Annotated in this window: 16 protein-coding genes; 11 read left to right on the top strand and 5 right to left on the bottom strand. The window is 69.3% G+C overall.

What is annotated here, in order from left to right:
• The first annotated feature begins 113 nt into the window (after positions 1–113).
• The 6 genes from uvrB (at position 114) to TBR22_RS11365 (ending at position 5,989) form a co-directional block, all read left to right on the top strand.
• The gene (gene uvrB / locus TBR22_RS11340) at positions 114–2,138 is read left to right on the top strand and encodes an excinuclease ABC subunit UvrB (RefSeq protein WP_239493097.1); all 2,025 of its coding nucleotides are present in this window, start codon (positions 114–116) and stop codon (positions 2,136–2,138) included.
• A 31-nt stretch (positions 2,139–2,169) separates the two neighbouring features.
• Complete coding sequence (locus TBR22_RS11345; RefSeq protein ID WP_239493098.1) at positions 2,170–2,943, top strand: ABC transporter permease; 774 nt, start codon at positions 2,170–2,172, stop codon at positions 2,941–2,943.
• 2 nt (positions 2,944–2,945) lie between these two features.
• Positions 2,946–3,794, top strand: coding sequence for an ABC transporter ATP-binding protein (locus TBR22_RS11350; protein ID WP_239493099.1), 849 nt, complete (start codon positions 2,946–2,948; stop codon positions 3,792–3,794).
• 3 nt (positions 3,795–3,797) lie between these two features.
• Positions 3,798–4,838, top strand: a complete 1,041-nt coding sequence (locus TBR22_RS11355; RefSeq protein WP_239493100.1) for an MlaD family protein — start codon at positions 3,798–3,800, stop codon at positions 4,836–4,838.
• Positions 4,839–4,929: 91 nt separating this feature from the next.
• On the top strand, positions 4,930–5,370 hold the full coding sequence (locus tag TBR22_RS11360; protein WP_239493101.1) for a hypothetical protein: 441 nt from the start codon (positions 4,930–4,932) through the stop codon (positions 5,368–5,370).
• Between the two features lie 52 nt (positions 5,371–5,422).
• On the top strand, positions 5,423–5,989 hold the full coding sequence (locus TBR22_RS11365) for a hypothetical protein (RefSeq protein ID WP_239493102.1): 567 nt from the start codon (positions 5,423–5,425) through the stop codon (positions 5,987–5,989).
• 34 nt (positions 5,990–6,023) lie between these two features.
• On the opposite strand, the gene TBR22_RS11370 is transcribed toward TBR22_RS11365, so the two are convergent.
• Together TBR22_RS11370 and TBR22_RS11375 are read right to left on the bottom strand one after the other, a co-directional pair.
• On the bottom strand, positions 6,024–6,263 hold the full coding sequence (locus TBR22_RS11370; RefSeq protein WP_239493103.1) for a hypothetical protein: 240 nt from the start codon (positions 6,261–6,263) through the stop codon (positions 6,024–6,026).
• Between the two features lie 96 nt (positions 6,264–6,359).
• Positions 6,360–7,118, bottom strand: coding sequence for a hypothetical protein (locus TBR22_RS11375; protein WP_239493104.1), 759 nt, complete (start codon positions 7,116–7,118; stop codon positions 6,360–6,362).
• Between the two features lie 131 nt (positions 7,119–7,249).
• On the opposite strand from TBR22_RS11375, the gene TBR22_RS11380 reads away from it, so the two are divergent.
• Positions 7,250–7,888, top strand: a complete 639-nt coding sequence (locus TBR22_RS11380) for an HAD hydrolase-like protein (protein ID WP_239493105.1) — start codon at positions 7,250–7,252, stop codon at positions 7,886–7,888.
• A 33-nt stretch (positions 7,889–7,921) separates the two neighbouring features.
• Here TBR22_RS11380 and TBR22_RS11385 read toward each other — a convergent pair whose 3' ends face one another.
• The 3 genes from TBR22_RS11385 to TBR22_RS11395 form a co-directional block, all read right to left on the bottom strand.
• Positions 7,922–9,397, bottom strand: coding sequence for a hypothetical protein (locus tag TBR22_RS11385; RefSeq protein ID WP_239493106.1), 1,476 nt, complete (start codon positions 9,395–9,397; stop codon positions 7,922–7,924).
• A 382-nt stretch (positions 9,398–9,779) separates the two neighbouring features.
• Positions 9,780–11,417 carry a peptidase dimerization domain-containing protein gene (locus TBR22_RS11390; RefSeq protein ID WP_239493107.1) on the bottom strand — a complete coding sequence of 546 codons (1,638 nt, stop codon included), beginning with the start codon at positions 11,415–11,417 and terminating at the stop codon, positions 9,780–9,782.
• Entirely contained in the window at positions 11,417–13,048 is a 1,632-nt protein-coding gene (locus TBR22_RS11395; protein WP_239493108.1) for an amidohydrolase, read from the bottom strand. Before TBR22_RS11395 ends, TBR22_RS11390 begins: the two co-directional genes overlap by 1 nt.
• A 95-nt stretch (positions 13,049–13,143) precedes the next feature.
• Between TBR22_RS11395 and TBR22_RS11400 the strand changes: the two genes are divergently transcribed.
• The 4 genes from TBR22_RS11400 to serA all read left to right on the top strand — a co-directional run bounded on the left by TBR22_RS11400 (position 13,144) and on the right by serA (position 18,212).
• On the top strand, positions 13,144–14,739 hold the full coding sequence (locus tag TBR22_RS11400) for a peptide chain release factor 3 (protein WP_239493109.1): 1,596 nt from the start codon (positions 13,144–13,146) through the stop codon (positions 14,737–14,739).
• 93 nt (positions 14,740–14,832) lie between these two features.
• Positions 14,833–15,810: an SGNH/GDSL hydrolase family protein gene (locus TBR22_RS11405; RefSeq protein ID WP_239493110.1), complete on the top strand. Its 978-nt coding sequence runs from the start codon at positions 14,833–14,835 to the stop codon at positions 15,808–15,810.
• A gap of 129 nt (positions 15,811–15,939) precedes the next feature.
• Positions 15,940–16,893, top strand: a complete 954-nt coding sequence (locus TBR22_RS11410) for a hypothetical protein (RefSeq protein WP_239493111.1) — start codon at positions 15,940–15,942, stop codon at positions 16,891–16,893.
• A gap of 62 nt (positions 16,894–16,955) precedes the next feature.
• A complete protein-coding gene (gene serA / locus TBR22_RS11415) occupies positions 16,956–18,212 on the top strand; it encodes a phosphoglycerate dehydrogenase (RefSeq protein WP_239493112.1) in 1,257 nt (418 codons plus the stop codon).
• Positions 18,213–18,287 lie beyond the last annotated feature (75 nt).

Consider the following 18,287-nt stretch of genomic DNA (forward strand, 5'->3'; position numbering starts at 1 on the left):
GGCGAGCCCTGCGGCTGCGCCGCGTGTCTCGTAAGCGTCACTTGCGTCGGATGTTACCGACGAAAGTCGGTGGGGATGGTACGATCCGCGGGATACGCATCCGTCCTGCACCCATGCCCTCCACGTACGATCGATTCCAGCTGGTCTCGTCCTTCGAACTCCGGGGCGACCAGCCGCGGGCAATCGACGAGCTGGTGGCGGGGCTGGAACGCGGCGACCCCTGCCAGACGCTGCTGGGGGTCACCGGGTCGGGCAAGACGTTCACCATGGCCCATGCGATCGCCCGGGTGAACCGCCCGGCGCTGGTCATGGTGCACAACAAGACCCTGGCGGCGCAGCTCTATCAGGAGTTCAAGCGCTTCTTCCCGCACAACGCCGTCGAGTACTTCGTCTCCTACTACGACTACTACCAGCCCGAGGCCTACATGCCGGCCACGGACTCGTACATCGAGAAGGAAGCGATCATCAACGACGAGATCGACCGCATGCGGCTCTCGGCGACGCGGTCGCTGTTCGAGCGACGCGACGTCATCATCGTGTCCAGCGTGTCGTGCATCTACGGCCTCGGCTCGCCGGAGGCGTATTACGGGCTGATGCTGCCCCTCGAGCGCGGGCAGGCGATCGGCCGCGACCAGATCCTGCGCAAGCTGGTCGAGATCCAGTACGAGCGCAACGACGCCGACTTCGCGCGCGGCACCTTCCGCGTCCGCGGCGACGTCATCGAGGTGTACCCCTCGTACGAGGAGCAGGCGGTCCGCATCGAGCTGTTCGGCGACGAGATCGACGAGCTCTCGACCATCGACCCGCTCACCGGCGGCACGCTCCGTCGTCACGACAAGGTGGCCATCTACCCCAAGAGCCACTTCGTGACGTCGCGCGACCGCACCAAGACGGCGATCGAGACGATCAAGGCCGAACTGGTCGAGCGCCGGACGCAGCTCGAGCAGGAAGGCCGCCTGCTCGAGGCGCAGCGGCTGCACCAGCGGACGATGTTCGACCTGGCGATGATGCAGGAGATCGGCTACTGCCACGGCATCGAGAACTACGCCCGGCACCTGACCGGTCGCCCGCCCGGCGCGCCGCCGCCGACGCTGCTCGACTACCTGCCGCCCGACGCGCTGACGATCATCGACGAGAGCCACCAGACGATCCCGCAGATCCGCGGCATGTACGCCGGTGACCGCTCGCGCAAGGAAGTGCTCGTCGAGTACGGGTTCCGGTTGCCGTCGGCGATGGACAACCGTCCCCTCAACTTCGACGAGTGGAAGGCGCGGGTCGGCCAGCAGCTGTTCGTGAGCGCGACGCCGGGCGCCTACGAGCTCACGATGTCGGGCGGCGTGGTGGTGGAGCAGATCGTGCGGCCGACGGGGCTGCTCGATCCCGAGATCGACATCCGTCCGGTGCGCGGGCAGGTGGACGACCTGCTCGGCGAGATCCGCGCGCGGGTCGAGCAGGGCGAGCGCGTGCTGGTGACCACGCTCACCAAGCGGATGGCCGAGGACCTGACGCAGTACTACCACGAGCTCGGGGTCCGCGTGCGCTACCTGCACAGCGACATCGACACGCTCGAGCGCATCGAGATCCTGCGCGACCTGCGCCGTGGCACCTTCGACGTGCTGGTGGGCATCAACCTGCTGCGCGAGGGCCTCGACCTCCCCGAGGTGTCGCTGGTGGCGGTGCTCGACGCCGACAAGGAAGGCTTCCTGCGCTCGAGCGGCTCGCTGATCCAGACCGTCGGCCGCGCCGCCCGCAACGTCAAGGGACGCGCCATCTTCTACGCCGACGCGATGACCGACTCGATGAAGCGCTGCATCGAGGAGACGGGCCGTCGCCGCGAGGTGCAGCAGGCCTACAACGAGCAGCACGGCATCACGCCGACCAGCGTGCGCCGGGCCATCGACGAGGGCATGGGCGCGGTGGAGGAGCACGACTACCTGACCGTGCCGGTGGCGCCGTCGCCGGCGCTGGCGTTCAGGTCCGAGGGCGAGCTGGCGTCGCACCTCGCGCGGCTCGAGGCCGAGATGCGGGCCGCCGCCGCGAACCTGGAGTTCGAGAAGGCCGCTGCGCTCCGCGACCAGATCAAGACCCTGCGCCAGCCCGGGTTGGCGCTGGCCGGCGTGGAGGCGCCCGGGGCCTGAGCGTCGCGCGACGCCCTGCCACGACTCACCGATGCAATTGATCCTCACCGGCTGGGCCAAGAAGGCCGTCCTGGAGGTCCAGGAGTACGTCAAGCTGTGCGTGGCGCTGGCGCGAGCGGCGACCAGCCGACCCTTCTACTGGCGGGACGTGGTGGAGCAACTCGACGCGATCGGCGTCGGGTCGCTCACCGTCGTGCTGCTGACCGGTGGCTTCACCGGGGCGGTCCTGGCCCTCCAGTCGGGCATGACCCTCGACCAGTTCGGCGCCCGCTCGGTGGTCGGGCGGCTGATCAGCGCGTCGATGATCAAGGAACTCGGCCCGGTGCTGACGGCGCTGATGGTCACCGGACGCGTCGGCTCGGGCATCGCCGCCGAACTCGGCTCGATGGCGGTGACCGACCAGTTGAACGCCCTGCGCGCGCTGGGCACCGACCCGGTGCGCAAGCTGGCGCTGCCACGCGTGCTGGCCGGCGTCGTGATGGTGCCGATCCTGACGGTGATCTCGGACTTCGTCGGCATCGTCGGCGCGTGGATCATCACGGTGACGCAGCTGCGGGTCGCCTCCAGCGTGTACTGGAACTCCGTCGTGGTCGCCCTCTACATCGAGGACATCTGGATGGGGCTCATCAAGCCGGTGTTCCTCGGCTTCGCGCTGGTGAGCATCGCCTGCTTCGTCGGCATGCGCACGACGGGCGGCACGCAGGGCGTCGGGCGCAGCACCACGCAGGCGGTGGTCGCCGGGTCGGTCGCCGTGCTGGTGCTCGACTTCATCATCACCAAGTTCCTCATCTCGACCCTCTACTGATCATGGGCACGCCGACCCCCCTCGAAACGCGCCTGTCGCGGGTCAAGACGCCCGGTGAACCGGTCATCGTCTTCGAACGCGTCTTCCTCGCGTTCGGCGACAACGTCATCCTGAAGGACATCAGCTTCGAGCTGCGCGCCGGGTACTCGAAGATCTTCCTGGGCGCCAGCGGCGCCGGCAAGAGCACCATCCTCAAGCTGATCCTCGGCCTGCTCAAGCCGCAGGCCGGCAAGATCTGGGTCAACGGCGTCCGCGTCGACACGCTCAGCGAGTCCGACATGATGAAGGTGCGCGACGACGTCGGGATGGTGTTCCAGGAAGGGGCCCTGTTCGACTCCCTGTCGGTGCGCGAGAACGTCGGCTACAAGCTGTACGAGGAGAGCGACATGCCCCTCGATCAGGTGCACCGACGCGTCGAGGAGGTGCTCGGCTGGGTCGAGCTCGAGGAGCACATCGACAAGATGCCCTCGCAGCTCTCCGGCGGGCAGCGCCGGCGCGTGGCCATCGCCCGGGCGATGACGTTCCAGCCGCGCATCCTGCTGTACGACGAGCCCACCACGGGCCTCGACCCGATCACCTCCATCACGATCGACGACGAGATCGTCAAGCTGCGCGACATCGAGGGCGTGAGTTCGCTGGTGGTGACCCACCAGTTGCGCGACGCGTTCTGGGTGGCCGAGAAGATGGCGGTCCGCGGCCCCGACGGCAAGGTCCAGATCGTGCCGGCCACGCCCGAGAAGCTGGCCCAGACCGAGTTCGTGATGCTCCGCGAGGGGCTGATCCACTTCGAGGGCACGGCGAGCGAACTGCGCGCCACGGGCGATCCCTACCTCGAGCTTTTCCTGAGCTGACACATGCCACGCACACGTACCCTCGCCTGGTCCCAGCTGAAGATCGGCATCCTCGCCGTCGCGGCGTTCGTCCTCGCGACGATGCTGATCTTCGCCGTCGGCGGTGACGCCGGCATCTTCTCCGGCAAGTTCCACCTCAAGACGCGCTTCCCGAACGCGGGCGGCCTGGCCTCGGGATCGGTGGTCCGGCTCGCCGGCGTCAACGTCGGCGCGGTCGACGACGTGTACTTCGACGGCGCGGTGGTCGAAGTGGTGCTGCGGATCAGGCCGGAGGTCGCCAACAAGATCACCGACCGCTCGGTGGCGCAGATCGGGTCGGTGAGCCTGCTGGGCGAGGGCGCGGTGGACATCTCGGCGTCGAGCGAAGGCGTGCCGCTGAAGGACTGGGCCTACATCCGCTCCTCCAAGACACCCGGGCAGATCGCCGACGTCGCCGAGAACGCCACGCAGACACTGGCGCAGGCGACGGCGCTCATCGAGGACATCCGGGCTGGCAAGGGCACCGTCGGCAAGCTGTTCACGCAGGACGAGCTGTACCTGCAGCTGAACGCCGTCGTGAAGGCCACCGACGACGTGGTGTCGGCCATCAAGAATGGCAAGGGGCCGGCCGGGACGCTCATCTCCAACCAGGCCGCCGCCAAGAACCTGGAGCGGGCGCTGGCCAACCTCGATCAGGTGACCACCGGCATCGCGGAGGGCCGCGGCACGCTCGGCACGCTGCTCAAGGACGACGCGCTGGCCCGGTCGCTGACCTCGACGACCGAGAACCTGCGCGCGGTGACCGCCGGCCTCAAGAACGGCGAGGGGACGGCCGGCAAGCTGCTCACCGACAACGCGCTCTATAATCGCCTCGACTCCGTCGTCAACCGGCTCGACGCGCTGGTCACGAGCCTGAACAAGGGTGAGGGCACGGCGGGCAAGCTGCTGCAGGACAAGCAGCTGTACGACAACATGAACGGCGCGGTCAGCGAGCTGCGTGGCCTGCTGGCCGAGATCAAGAAGGACCCGAAGAAGTACCTCAACGTGAAGGTCAGCATCTTCTGACGCAGGGGGCCTTCGTCGGTCGGTCTTCGGCCTTCGGGATGCAGTGGGCGCCGCGAAGGCCGCCGGCCGAATGCCGACGGCCGGGAACCTTATGAACGATTCGTCAAGTCTCTGGCTCGCCATCATCGCCATCTCCTGCCTCGTGATGGCGATCGTGCAGGTCGGCGCCATCATCGCCGGGGCCATCGCGGCCCGGCAGCTGCAGGCGCGTGTCGCTCGCCTCGAGCAGCGCGTCGAGCAGGGCATGCAGCCGCTGATGGAGCGGCTCACGGTCATCAGCGCCGACGCCGCGCGCCTCTCGGCGCTCGCCGTCCAGCAGGCCGAGAAGGCCGACGTCGCGCTGACCTCCGCGGCCCGACGTATGGATCAGACGCTCGCCGTGGTACAGAATGCCGTCGTCGCGCCAGCTCGTGAGGGGATGGCGCTGGCCTCGGCCCTGCGGGCCGCGGTCGGATCGATCAGGAAGGGCGCCCCACGGCGCCGGCCCTCCTCCGGAGCCGGCGACGATGACGACGCGCTCTTCATCGGCTGATCAAGGCATTCCCGGGCGCCTCGCGCGTACCCGGCTTCGGAGGCAGATGGCGATGATCCAGTGGGGAACTCGAGTGGCGATGGCGCTTCTCGGCTCGGGGCTCATGGTCGCGGCAGGCGCGACCGCGCAGCCGGCGGCCGGGGGCGGGACGGCGGCCATCGCCAGGGAGCTGTCGGCGGCGCTGGCCTCGCAGGGGGCCCCGGGCGCGCCACGCTTCATCGCGGCCGAGGATCCCAAGGACCCCACCCGCTTCGTCGCCGCGATGCTGTTGCCCGACCTGCAGCTGATGGTGGTGTCGGCCGCCTACAAGGCGCCCGTGCTGTTGCGTGAGCGCGTGCTCACCAGGAAGTACCAGGAGGCGTACCAGGACCTGCACGCCGCCTCGGTCCCCGAAGGCAAGGTCGTGATCGAGGACCTGCTGGCCAACGGACTGGCGGTCAAGCCGGCCAGGAACCAGGCGCCGGACGTGGCGACGATCGGCGGCCGCACGGTGAGCTTCGACGGGCAGTGGCGGAAGGCCAGGATCCCGGAGGCCGAGTACACGGCGGCCTTCGCGAGCGCGGAACAGGAGTACACACGCCTGCTCGGACTGCTGGTGGCCCAGGCGAAGGTGAAGTGACGGGCGGCCAGCCGTCGCCCGGGGGGACCCGACGTCACATGCCGGCGTGCAGGCGCCAGAAGGCGGCGTACACCGCCTTCACGCGCGGCACGCCATCCTCGAGCCCGAGGGCCTCGAGGTGCCGATACAGGTCGTCCTCGCGCAGCCGGATGTAGCGCCGCGCGTCGGTCGGGCCGAGCACGCGCCGCGCCCGGTCGTAGGTGTCCTGGACCATGTCGAGCAGGTCGCTGTCGCCCTCGGGCAACAGCGAGCGGTCGTGAAGGATCGTGCCCACGTTCCCGCAATCGGCGCCACGCCGAGCGGCTCCAACCCGGCCGTCACGCGAGCGCCAGCCATGCCCGGCGCCCCCTCTCCCGACAGGTGCGAGGTCTCAGCGACGAGTGTGCCGCCGCACCGCCGGCAGGAGTGCCAGCCCGAGCAGCGTCAGCGCCGCGGGCTCCGGCACGTCCCTGATGGCCTCGACGTTCAGCGTCAGGGCCCCGACGAAGTCGAGCCGACCGTTGCCGTTCGGGTACTGCGGCGTGTTGTGATAGTGCGCCCACACGGTGTCCTGTCGCGACAGCGCCCAGGAGAAATCGGTCAGCGTCACGCGCACCAGGCCGTCGGTCCAGGTGAGGGAGTTGGCGCCCTGACTCCCCGTGTCGCCAAACAGGTTGGTGGCGTTGGCGTTTCCTGCTGGACACAGCGCGCAGCTCGGGCCGGTCAGGCCGGAGATGCCCGGGGTGGTCGTGTCGCCGCCGAAGTAGAGGCTCAGCCCGAAGTGCTGCGCCGGATGGATGTCGGCCCCGGTGGAATCGCCATACAGCCCGAAGGTGTACGTGCCGGGCGCGAGGTCGACGCTGATGTTGGTGCGTGCGTCGTTGTAGCCGTTGATGAAGGCGGGTGGCGCGGGCGCCACGGTGCCCGACAGGTACAGGTTCCAGACGTTGCGGGTATCGTACGGCGACGACGCGGGCACCGGCGGGTCGTCCTGCTGGCCCAGCGTGTTCCATGTCCAGCCGGGATACGTGTTGCCGGTGCTGTCGGCGCCGAAGACGACGCCGGCCGTCAGCGTCGCGGCCTGAGTGGGCGCGGCTACGAGCGCGACGAGCGCCGTGGCGAGGATCGAGTGCGAGAAACGAGGAGGCATCGAGCATGGGCAGAGCAAAGCTCGATCCCTCCCGGATGTCAGGCGATGATTGACCAGACCTCAGGAAAGTCCGGCGGAGGGTTGCCAAACGTCGGCGGCCGGGCAGCCTCGCGCGCCGGGCGCGCCGATCGATGACGCCACCGTACGCGCTCGTCATCTTCGACTTCGACGGCACCCTGGCCGACAGCTGGCGCATGATGGGCCGCGCCATGGCGGAGGCGGCCGATCAGTTCGGCTACCGGCGGCTCGAGGAGGTCGACGTCGCGGCGCTGCGCGGGCAGGACAACCGCGTCGTCATGGCGGCGCTGGGCGTGAAGATGTGGCAGTTGCCGCGCATCGTGCAGCACATGCGGCGGGTCGCGATGGAGCGGGCTGACCAGATCGCGCTCTTCGCTGGCGTCGACGACCTGCTGCGCCGGCTGCGCGGCGCGGGAGTGCGGATCGCCGTCGTCAGCTCCAATGGCGAGGCCGTGATCCGGCAGGTGCTCGGCCCCGAGCTCTCCGGGCTGGTCGACGACTTCGCGTGCGGCGCCGCGTTGTTCGGCAAGGCGAGCAAGTTCAGGCGGGTCGTCCGTCGCGCCGGCATCGATCCGGCGCGTGCGGTGGGCGTCGGCGACGAGGGCCGGGACATCGAGGCCGCCAGTGCGGCGGCCATCGCGTCGGTCGCCGTCACGTGGGGCTACGCCACCCGCGACCTGCTGGCCAGCAAGTCGCCCACGCACATCGTCGACAGCGTCCACGAGCTCACGACGATGCTCGTCGGCCCCTAGCAGCCTCTGGTTCTTTCTCCGTCGCCACTACGTCTACCTCGCGACTGACAACGTGCGTTGCTGAGCGTCCCAACGAAGGCACAGCGAGGACGTCGCTGGAGCAGTCGGGCACGCGCCGGCGGGGTCAGGGTCCATGGATATCTTCACATCGGATCGCGCCAGCGCCTGGCTCACCGCGAGATCGAAGTAGGTGATGAAGACGTAGGCACCGCGGAGATTCAACGGCACGCCGATCACATGGAGGCTGGATCCCTGCGGCAGCGGCGAGCCCAAGGCGGCGGCTTGAGTCGTGATCGCCTCGGCGATTACCCCCGCCTCATTCCAGTCGCGTTCGGACAGCACCAGTTGCCGTACCCACAGCGCGCCCAACGCCACGGCTGCGACAGAGACACACGCCCTTTCCAGGAAGCGGTCTCGATCAAGGACCGCCTGCACACCGGCAGCGAGGATCACACACACGCCGATCGAGGGCAGGTACGCGAAACGGTCGGCATACCCCGTGTAGGTCACGTACGGGGCGAACGCCAGTGCGCTTACGACGATCGCGAGCGCAATCAGTCGGCGCGACGATCGAGAATGACGCCACGCAAGAATTGCAGCGACCACGACCAAGATCGAGGTCAGCAAGAACGTTCGACTCTGCCACGCGAGGAGGCCGTAACCGGCTCCGAGCACTCGCGTGAGCAACTGGAGCGTGTTCCGCCATGCCCGCTCTGACACGGGCAACGCGAATCCGTCGCGTGTGACCGCCGACGAGAGCGCCCAGGTATCGCGCTCCAGTCCCGAGATCACGAACCATCGCATGAAGACGTAGAACAGCCATACCGCGGCCAATGGTGCGAGCGTGCGGGCGACCCGGCGCCAGGGAGGGGCAGGGGCGTGCGCCGGCTGCAGGTACCACACTACCGCGACCAGCATGGCGGGCAGCAGAAACGCGCCCTCGTAGCTGAGAATCGCGAGAGCGGCCAGCGTGGTCGCCGCCGCCGCGTGGTAGCCGCCGGGAAACGTGGCGAGCCACATGGCCCCGAGTGACAGCGCACCTGCCAGCGTCGCCGTTCGCCCCGAGATCCAGCTGACGGCTTCGCCGTGCACAGGATGCAGGGCGAACAGTACCCCGCAAACACCGGCGGCTGTCGCACCGAGCCCGAGCCGTCGCGCCAGCAGGGTCGCGAAGCCGGACGCCACCGCGTGAATGAGGATGTTGCCGGCGTGAAAACCGACCGGGCTACTCCAGAGCCACTGGTTGAGTCCGTAGGTAAACACCGTGAACGGGCGGTACGCCGTCGCACGCCCGAGTTGGTGTTCCCAGCCGCTTGCGAGGTGACCCAGAAAGTTCAGTCCCCACGGGCGACGCGTGAACTGGAAATCGTCGGAGACCAGGCCGCCCTGCAATGAGGGCCAGAACGCGGCAAAGGCAACCGCCAGGACCCCCAGCAGAATCAGGATTGACGCAGTGCGCGTGCGGGGCCTGTCGTGTGTGCCGCCAGGTAGAAGATCAGGTCTCGTCACGATCGACTCGCGGCCTGCCGCTGAACCGCCCCGGGATGACTGGAGAGCTATTGGTGTGAGTCAGGCCGCCGACGCCTGACCGGCATAGTACTGCGCTTCATACTCCGCCGGGGGGGCCGTACCGCAGCAGCCCCGGCAGACGCTGATTGTTGAACCAGTGGACCCACGCCAAGGTGGCAGACTCCACGGCCTCGACCATGAGCCATGGGCCGCGTGACTGGATCACCTCCGTCTTGAAGGGCCCGATGACGGACTCGGCGAGGCGTTGAAGTACGGCCCCCGCGACCGCCCACCGAGGGCGTGATTGCCGCGTCGGCGAGGCGGTCGGTCTACCGCATCGACACGCGAACGAACGGCGCGGTGGGGACACCGCGCCCTGCATCTATGGCGTTGGGCCAGTCGGCGTCCGCACCGTCGGGTACGTGATGCCCAGCTGCTCGAGGTACGTCCTGTACTTCGAGGGGTCGTAGTAGTACTTCGACAGCGCTGGTCGGTACTTCTCCTGGATGGCCGTATTGAGGTGCGTGGCGGGCTGGTCGCCGTGCCGGATCAGCGGAACGTACTTGCGATCCTTCGTCTGCACGTCGGTGAAGTAGGCCCTGGCGTCCTTGACGATGTCGGGGCGCAGCAGCACGTCGATCACGGTCATCGCGACGACCTGCGCGCCGTGGTTGACACCCTTGTGCGCGATCGGCGTCGCCATCGGGATGGCATTGGCCCAGTTGTGCCCCGGGCCGGCCTGGAAGTTGGCAGGGAAGCGGAGTGACACGGTGGGCACCGTCCACGAGATGTCGCCGATGTCGTCCGACCCGCCGCCGCGCTTCTCGTCGTCCGGGATCTCCTGCTGGCCCTTCAACTCCGACACCTTCGTGGTGAGACCGACGACCGGCACGCCGAGCTCCCGCTGCGTCGCCTTGGCGAGGGTGAGGTCGGCCTCCGTCCACGCGGGCAGGCCCACCGCCTTGATGTTCTCGTGCATGGTGAGGGCGAGCGGCTTGTTGTAGTGCTGCGGCCATGCCGAGCCGAGGACGCGCGAGGTCCACGTGGTGTCGGTCATCAGCGCGGCGCCCTGCGCCATCCGGTCGCCGATCTCCCACAGCCGCTTGATGTATTCGTAGGTCGTGTCACGGAAGTAGTACCAGACGCTGGCGTTGCGCGGGACGACGTTGGGCTGGTCGCCGCCGTTGGTGATCACGTAGTGCGATCGCTGCTGCAGCCGCAGGTGCTCGCGGCGAGCGTTCCAGCCGGCGTTCATCAGCTCGACGGCGTCGAGCGCCGACTTGCCGCGCCAGGGGGCGCCCGCCGAGTGCGCCGACTCGCCCTGGAAGGTGTACTCCACCGAGACGAGCCCGTTGCCCTGGGCCTCGCCCCACGAGGTGACCAGGTCGGTGCCGACGTGGTTGTAGAGGACGATGTCCACGTCCTTGAACAGGCCGGCCCGCACGTAGTACGCCTTGGTGCCGACGAGTTCCTCGGCGATGCCGGGCCAGATCACCAGCGTGCCCGGCAACTTCGCCTTCTCCATCTGCCGCTTGGCGGCGATGGCCGCCACGATGTTCAGCGGCGTTCCCGAGTTGTGGCCCTCGCCGTGCCCGGGGGCGCCATCGACGATCGGGTCACGGTAGGCGACGCCGGGCTTCTGCGAGGCCTGCGGGATGCAGTCGACGTCGGACCCGAGCGCGATGACCGGCGCACCCGCACCCCAACGCGCCACCCACATCGTCGGGATGCCGGCGTAGCCCCGCTCGATGCGGAAGCCCTCCTTCTCGAGGATGCCGGTCAGGTACTTCTGTGTCTCGACCTCCTGGAACCCCAGCTCGGCGAAGCTGAAGACCATGTCGGTCATCTGCTGGCCGAGGTCGAACAGGGCCGGCGATCTGACGTCGGCCTGCACGGCGGTCTTGAGCGCCGCCAGCCGCGGGTCGACGGCCGGCGACGGCGTCGGCCTGGCCTGGGCGAGGACACCGGTGGGGGAGAGCAGCGTGAGTGCGAGGACGAGCGCGAGGCGTGTGTGGGTCATCAGCGGGCGGAGGAAGTCGAGCGCACGGTCGGGTAGGTGATGCCGAGCTGTTCGAGGTAGGTCTTGTACTTCGTGGGGTCGAAGTACAGCTTCTGGAGCGCCGGTCGGTACTTGTCCTGGATGCCCTTGTTCAGGTGCGTCGCGGGCGTGTCGGTCGGTCGAATCAGGGGCGTGTACGTCTGGCCCTTCGTCTGGACGTTGGCGAAGTAGTCCTTCGCTGCCCGGAGCACCTCGGGCCGCAGCAGCAGGTCGACGATGGTCATGGCCTGCGCCTGCGCGCCGACGTTGATGCCCTTGTGGGCGATGGGCGTGGCCATCGGGATGGCGTTGGCCCAGTTGTGCCCCGGACCGGCCTGGAAGTTGGCCGGGTAGTTCAGCATGAGGGTCGGCACCGTCCACGAGATGTCGCCGATGTCGTCGGTGCCGCCGCCTCGCTTCTCGTCGTCGGGGATCTCGGCGCGTCCCTTCAACTCCGGGATCGTCGTCGCCAGGCCGACGACCGGCACGCCGAGTTCGGCCTGCGTGGCCTTGGCCAGGGTGATGTCGGCCTCGCTCCACGCCGGCAGGCCCACGGTGACGATGTTGGCGTACATCGCCTCGGCCAGGGCCTTGTTGGTGTGGATGGGCCACGCCGACCCGAGCACCCGTGACGACCAGCTCGTGTCGGTCATCAGCGCCGCGCCCTCGGCCATCCTGTCGCCGATCGCCCACATCCGGCGGATGCCGGCCTCGTCGGTCTCCCGGAAGAAGTACCAGACGCTGGCGTTGCGCGGCACGACGTTGGGTTGGTCACCGCCATTGGTGATCACGTAATGGGACCGCTGCTGCAGCCGCAGGTGCTCGCGGCGGGCGTTCCAGCCGGCGTTCATCAGCTCCACCGCGTCGAGGGCCGACTTGCCGCGCCAGGGCGCGCTCGCCGAGTGCGCCGACTCGCCGGCAAACGTGTATTCCACCGACACGAGGCCGTTGAGGCCGCTGTCGCCCCAGGCGGCGGCGAGGTTGGTGCCGACGTGCGTGTAGAGCACCGCGTCGACGTCCTTCAGCAGGCCGGCGCGCACGTAGTAGGCCTTGGCGCCGAGCTGTTCCTCGGCGATGCCCGGCCAGATGACCAGCGTGCCGGGAATCTTCTCGCGCGCCATCATGCGCTTGACCGCAAGCGCGGCGACGATGTTGAGCGGCGTCCCGGAGTTGTGACCCTCGCCATGCCCCGGCGCGCCGTCGACGATCGGGTCGCGATAGGCCACGCCGGGCTTCTGCGAGGCCTGCGGGATGCAGTCCACGTCGGACCCGAGGGCGATCACCGGCGACCCGGATCCCCAGCGCGCCACCCACATCGTCGGGATGCCGGCCACGCCGCGCTCGACCGTGAAGCCCTCCTTCTCGAGGATGCCGGTGAGGTACTTCTGGGTCTCGAACTCCTGGAAACCGAGTTCCGCGAAGCTGAACACCATGTCGTTCATCTGCTGGCCGAGGTCGAACAGGGCCTGCGACTTCACGTCGGCCTGGACGGCCGCCTTGACCCGCGCGACGCGTGGGTCGGTGCTCGGCGGGACGGGCGCGGGGAGCGCGGTCTGGGGCGCGGCCGGTCGGGCCAGGAGGAGGAGCGACAACAGGATCGTCGGTGTCTTCATGTCGGTCAGGGGTGGGGGAGGCCCGCCGAGAGCATACCGGAGCCTCGCGCCGGACGGGGTTCCGGCGACGGGCCGGAGTGCGCGACAATCATCGGATGTCCGTCCCGGCCCCTGCCGTGTCCGAGAGCTTCCGACGCGAAGTCGAGCGCCGCCGGACGTTCGCCATCATCTCCCACCCGGACGCGGGCAAGACGACGCTCACCGAGAAGACCCTGCTCTATGCCGGCGCCATCGAACTGGCCGGCGCGGTCAAGGGGCGGGCGTCGCAGCGCGCCGTGGTGTCCGACTGGATGGACATCGAGCGGGAGCGCGGCATCTCGATTACCTCGGCGGCCCTGGAGTTCGAACTCCACGGGTGCCGCGTCACGCTGCTCGACACGCCGGGCCACAAGGACTTCAGCGAGGACACCTATCGCACGCTGTTGGCGGCCGACAGCGTGGTGATGGTGATCGACGCGGCCAAGGGCATCGAGACGCAGACGCGCAAGCTGTTCGAGGTGGCGAGCCGGCGCAAGCTGCCGATGCTCACGTTCGTCAACAAGCTCGACCTGCCGGGCCGCGACCCGCTCGACCTGCTCGACGAGATCGAGCGCGTGCTCGGGGTGTCGGCGGCGCCGATGAACTGGCCGATCGGCACCGGCGACCGGTTCAAGGGGGTGTTCGACCTGCGCCGGCAGGAGGTGCTGTTCTACGAGCGCATCGCGCGCAGCGCCCGCCGCGCGCCGGTGACCGTGACCGGCGCCGACGACCCGGCGCTGGTGGACCTGCTCGGCGAGCAGGCGCGCGACGAACTGCTCGAGGGCGTGCACCTGCTCGAGGCGGCCGGCACGGCATTCGACCTCGACGCGTATCGCGCCGGTCGGCAGACGGCCGTGTTCTTCGGCAGCGCCCTGACCAACTTCGGCCTCGAGTCGTTCCTCGAGGCGCTGGTGCAGTACGCGCCGTGTCCCGGCCTGCGCGAGGACGCCGAGGGGAACCTCGTCGACCCGATGCGGCAGGACTTCAGCGGCTTCGTGTTCAAGATCCAGGCGAACATGAACCCGAGGCACCGCGACCGGGTGGCGTTCGTCCGCGTGTGCACGGGCACGCTGACCAAGGACATGCAGGTGGTCAACACCCGCCTGCAGCAGAACGTCCGGCTCTCGCGGCCGAGCCGCTTCTTCGGGCGCGATCGCGAGACGATCGAGGAGGCGTTCCCGGGCGACGTCGTCGGCCTGGTCAACCCTGGCCGGTTCGGCATCGGCGACACGCTCTACGCGGGCCAGCCGGTGGTCTACCCGCCGATTCCGCACTTCCCGGCCGAGCACTTCGGCGCGCTGCGCCTGCAGGACGTGCGCTTCAAGCAGTTCGACGACGGGGTGCGCCAGCTCGAGGAGGAAGGCCTGATGCAGGTGGTCTTCCCGATCCATGGCGCCCGCTATCCGATCCTCGGCGTCGTCGGCGCGCTGCAGTTCGACATCATCGAGGCGCGGATGAAGGAGGAGTACGGAGTGGCCTGCCGGGTCGAGAAGCTCTCCTACGTCGCCGCCCGGTGGGTGGAGGCCGAGGCCGGGGTGCGCCTCACGCTCCCGAACAACGTGCTCTCGACGACCGACCGGCAGGAGCGGCGCGTGCTGCTGTTCCCCTCGGAGTGGGACCTGCAGTTCTGCGAGCGCGAGAACCCGAACGTGCGGTTCCTCGCCATGGCCTGACGAGCGCCACCTCGGCCGCTATCGAAGGTCGGGATCCTGGGGGAGCGCCGCCGCGTCCAAGGAACGCGCGCTCCCGCGCTCCCAAAGACCCGCATGCGACTCAAGAGCTTCGTCCTCGCGTCTGCCCTGGCCATGGCCGCGGCCCCGGCCGCCGCCGCGCCCTTCACTGCCCTCTACGTCTTCGGCGACAGCCTGTCGGACGTCGGCAACGCCACCCTGCTGTCGGGGGGCACCATTCCGCCGCCCCCGTACGCGCCGGGGCGGGCCAGCAACGGCCCGGTCGCGGTCGACTATCTGGCGCAATCGTTGGGCCTGGCGCCGCTCAGCCCCGCGCTGGCGCCCGGAGGCGGGACCAACTACGCCGTCATCGGTGCGGCCACGAGCCTGGTCCCCTCGGCGGTGGGACTGGCAGACAACACCGCAGCGCTGTACGGGCTGAGCGGGCCCGCGACCGGCGTCCTGACCGGGCAGTTGCCGCTGTACGGCCTGCAGAATCCCGGCGCGGCCGATGCCAATGCCCTGTACTTCCTGTGGGCGGGCGGCAACGACATCCTCCTCGGGTCGACGCTCGGCCCCGCGCAGGCGCAAGCGGCCGCCGCCAACGCCGCCCTCAACGTGGCCTCTGCCGTCGACCTGCTCTATGCCAAAGGGGCGCGTCACTTCCTGGTGCCGAACCTGCCCGTCTTCAATCCCGCCGCCCTGACGTTCAACGACACGCTTGCCCAGCAGATGGGCCTGCGCCAGAACCTGGCCGGCATCGGCCTCACCACCGTGGACGTCTCGACGCGGCTCACGCAGTTCGCCGTCGATCCCACGTACGGGTTCACCCGCGGCTTCACGCCGTGCCTGTCGGGCAATCCCGTCAGCCCCGGCACCAACGTCTGCTCGGCTGACGATGAGCTGGCAAGCATCCTGTGGGATTCGTCGCACCCGACGACGCGGGTGCACGAACTGCTGGCGGCCGACTTCCTCGAGGCACTGCCGGACCACGACGTGCCCGAACCGGCGACGATGCTCCTCGGAGCCATCGGGCTGGCCGGCGTCGCGTACCGCCGTCGTCGCGCCGCCTGAGGCGCGCACACACGCCCGGCGCCGTCACCCCCGGGGCGGCGTCGGGTGGCTTCACCCACGTGCAGAGCACGTTCGGGGTGTGGCTGCTCGGGGCCGCTACGGTAACCGTTCGGGAGTAGGATTCGGGCCATGCGTGTCCGCTTCCTGCTGACAGTCGCCCTCGCGCTGCCATCTCTCGCCAGCGCACAGCCCCCGCCGGCGCCCGGGCCGCCGGCTGCCGCCCCGGCCGCCGCACCCCAGGCCCCTGCGGCTCGCTACGAGAGCCGCCTCGAGATCCTCGACATTCGTACCGGCGCCCGCAAGGTGGTGCACCGGAGCGAGACGCGCTTCGAAGCGCCGAACTGGTCGCGCGATGGCCGTTTCCTCGTCTTCAACCAGCAGGGCAGCCTCTATCGCCTCCCTGTCGGGGGCGGCGCGCCCAGCAGGATCGACCTCGGCGGCGTCGAGGGCTGCAACAACGACCACGGGTTCTCGCCCGACGGCGCCTGGCTGGCCGTGAGCTGTCGCCCGTCCTCGTCCGTGTACGTGGTGCCAGCCGGCGGTGGGACGCCGCGCCTGCTGACCTCGAAGACCCCCTCGTACTGGCATGGCTGGTCGCCCGACGGCAAGACGCTCGCGTACGTCGGCCAGCGCGACGGCGAGTTCGACATCTACACGATGCCCGTCGACGGCGGCCCCGAGACCCGCCTGACCACCGCCAAGGGACTCGACGATGGGCCGGATTACACGCCGGATGGCCGCTGGATCTACTTCAACTCCGTGCGCACCGGGCACATGCGGATCTGGCGGATGCGTCCCGACGGCAGCGAGCAGCAGCAGGTCACCTTCGACGAGCAGTTCGGCGACTGGTTCCCCCACCCCTCGCCGGACGGCCGCTGGATCGTCTTCGTGTCGTTCGAGGCCAGCGTGGAAGGGCACCCCCCGTACAAGGACGTGCACTTGCGGCTGCTGGCGATCGACGACCCGAAGGCCACGCCGCGCACGCTGTTCCCGCTCTTCGGGGGCCAGGGCACCATCAACGTGCCGTCGTGGTCGCCCGACAGCACGCGGCTTGCCTTCGTGTCATACGAGCGGCTGCGGTAGGCGAGGCCGGCCGTGTCATGCGCTTTGACAACCCCTTGCAGGCCGGGCGACGATCCTCGCGTATGGCCGTGGCTCCCGCCTCTTCGCCCGTCTCCTTCGACAAGTCGCTGATCAAGGTCGTCCTGCTCGAGAACGTCCACCAGAGTGCCGTGGAGGCGTTCCGTGCCGACGGGTACTCCAACATCCACCAGCACGGGCGGGCGCTCGAGGGCGCGGCGCTGCGCGAGGCGATTGCCGACGCCCACGTGCTCGGGATCCGGTCGCGGACGCAGCTGACGGCCGAGGTGCTGGCGGCGGCGCCCAAGCTGATCGCCGTCGGCGCGTTCTGCATCGGCACCAACCAGATCGACCTGCGGGCGGCCGAGACGCTGGGCGTGCCCGTGTTCAACGCGCCGTTCTCCAACACCCGCAGCGTCGCGGAGCTGGTGATTGCCGAAGTCGTGCTGCTGCTGCGCGACGTGCCCCGGCGCAACGCCAGCGCGCATCGCGGTGGCTGGGACAAGTCGCCCTCGGGCGCGCACGAGGTGCGCGGCAAGACGCTCGGCATCGTCGGCTACGGGCACATCGGGACGCAGGTGGGCGTGCTGGCCGAGGCGCTCGGCATGCGCGTGCTGTTCTACGACATCGTGGCCAAGCTCGCGCTCGGCAACGCGCAGGCCGTGCGGTCGATGGAGGCGCTGCTCGCGGCGGCCGACGTGGTGACGCTGCACGTGCCGGAGACGCCGCAGACGCAGGGGCTGATCGGTGCGGCACAACTGCAGCAGATGCGCCGGGGCGCGCACCTGATCAACGCCTCCCGCGGCACGGTCGTCGACATCGACGCCCTCGCGGCGGCGCTGCGCGAGGGGCACCTGGGGGGCGCCGCGCTCGACGTGTTCCCGCACGAGCCCGAGTCCAACTCGGAGCAGTTCGAGTCGCCGCTGCGCGGTCTCGACAACGTCATCCTCACGCCCCACATCGGTGGCAGCACCGCGGAGGCGCAGGAGGCGATCGGCGTCGAGGTGGCAGAGAAGCTGCTCACCTACAGCAACAACGGCTCGACCCTCTCGGCGGTGAACTTCCCGGAGGTCGCCCTGCCCGGGCATCCGGGCAAGCACCGGGTGCTGCACATCCACCACAACCGGCCGGGCGTGCTGTCACGGGTCAACGACGTCTTCTCGGCGGCGCGCGTCAACGTCGCCGCGCAGTACCTGCAGACCAGTGCGCGGATCGGCTACGTGGTGATCGACGTCGACGCCGATCCCGACGCCGATACGCCGTCGCTGCGGCGGGAAATCGCGGCCCTCGACGGCACGATCAAGGCGCGACTCCTGTACTAGTCGGCCTTCGTCATTCGGCCGTCGGCCTTCGGGCGTCGTCGCCGTTGGCGTCGTGCCTTCGGCGTTCTCGCCCTG

This window comes from Luteitalea sp. TBR-22, assembly GCF_016865485.1.
Taxonomy (GTDB): domain Bacteria; phylum Acidobacteriota; class Vicinamibacteria; order Vicinamibacterales; family Vicinamibacteraceae; genus Luteitalea.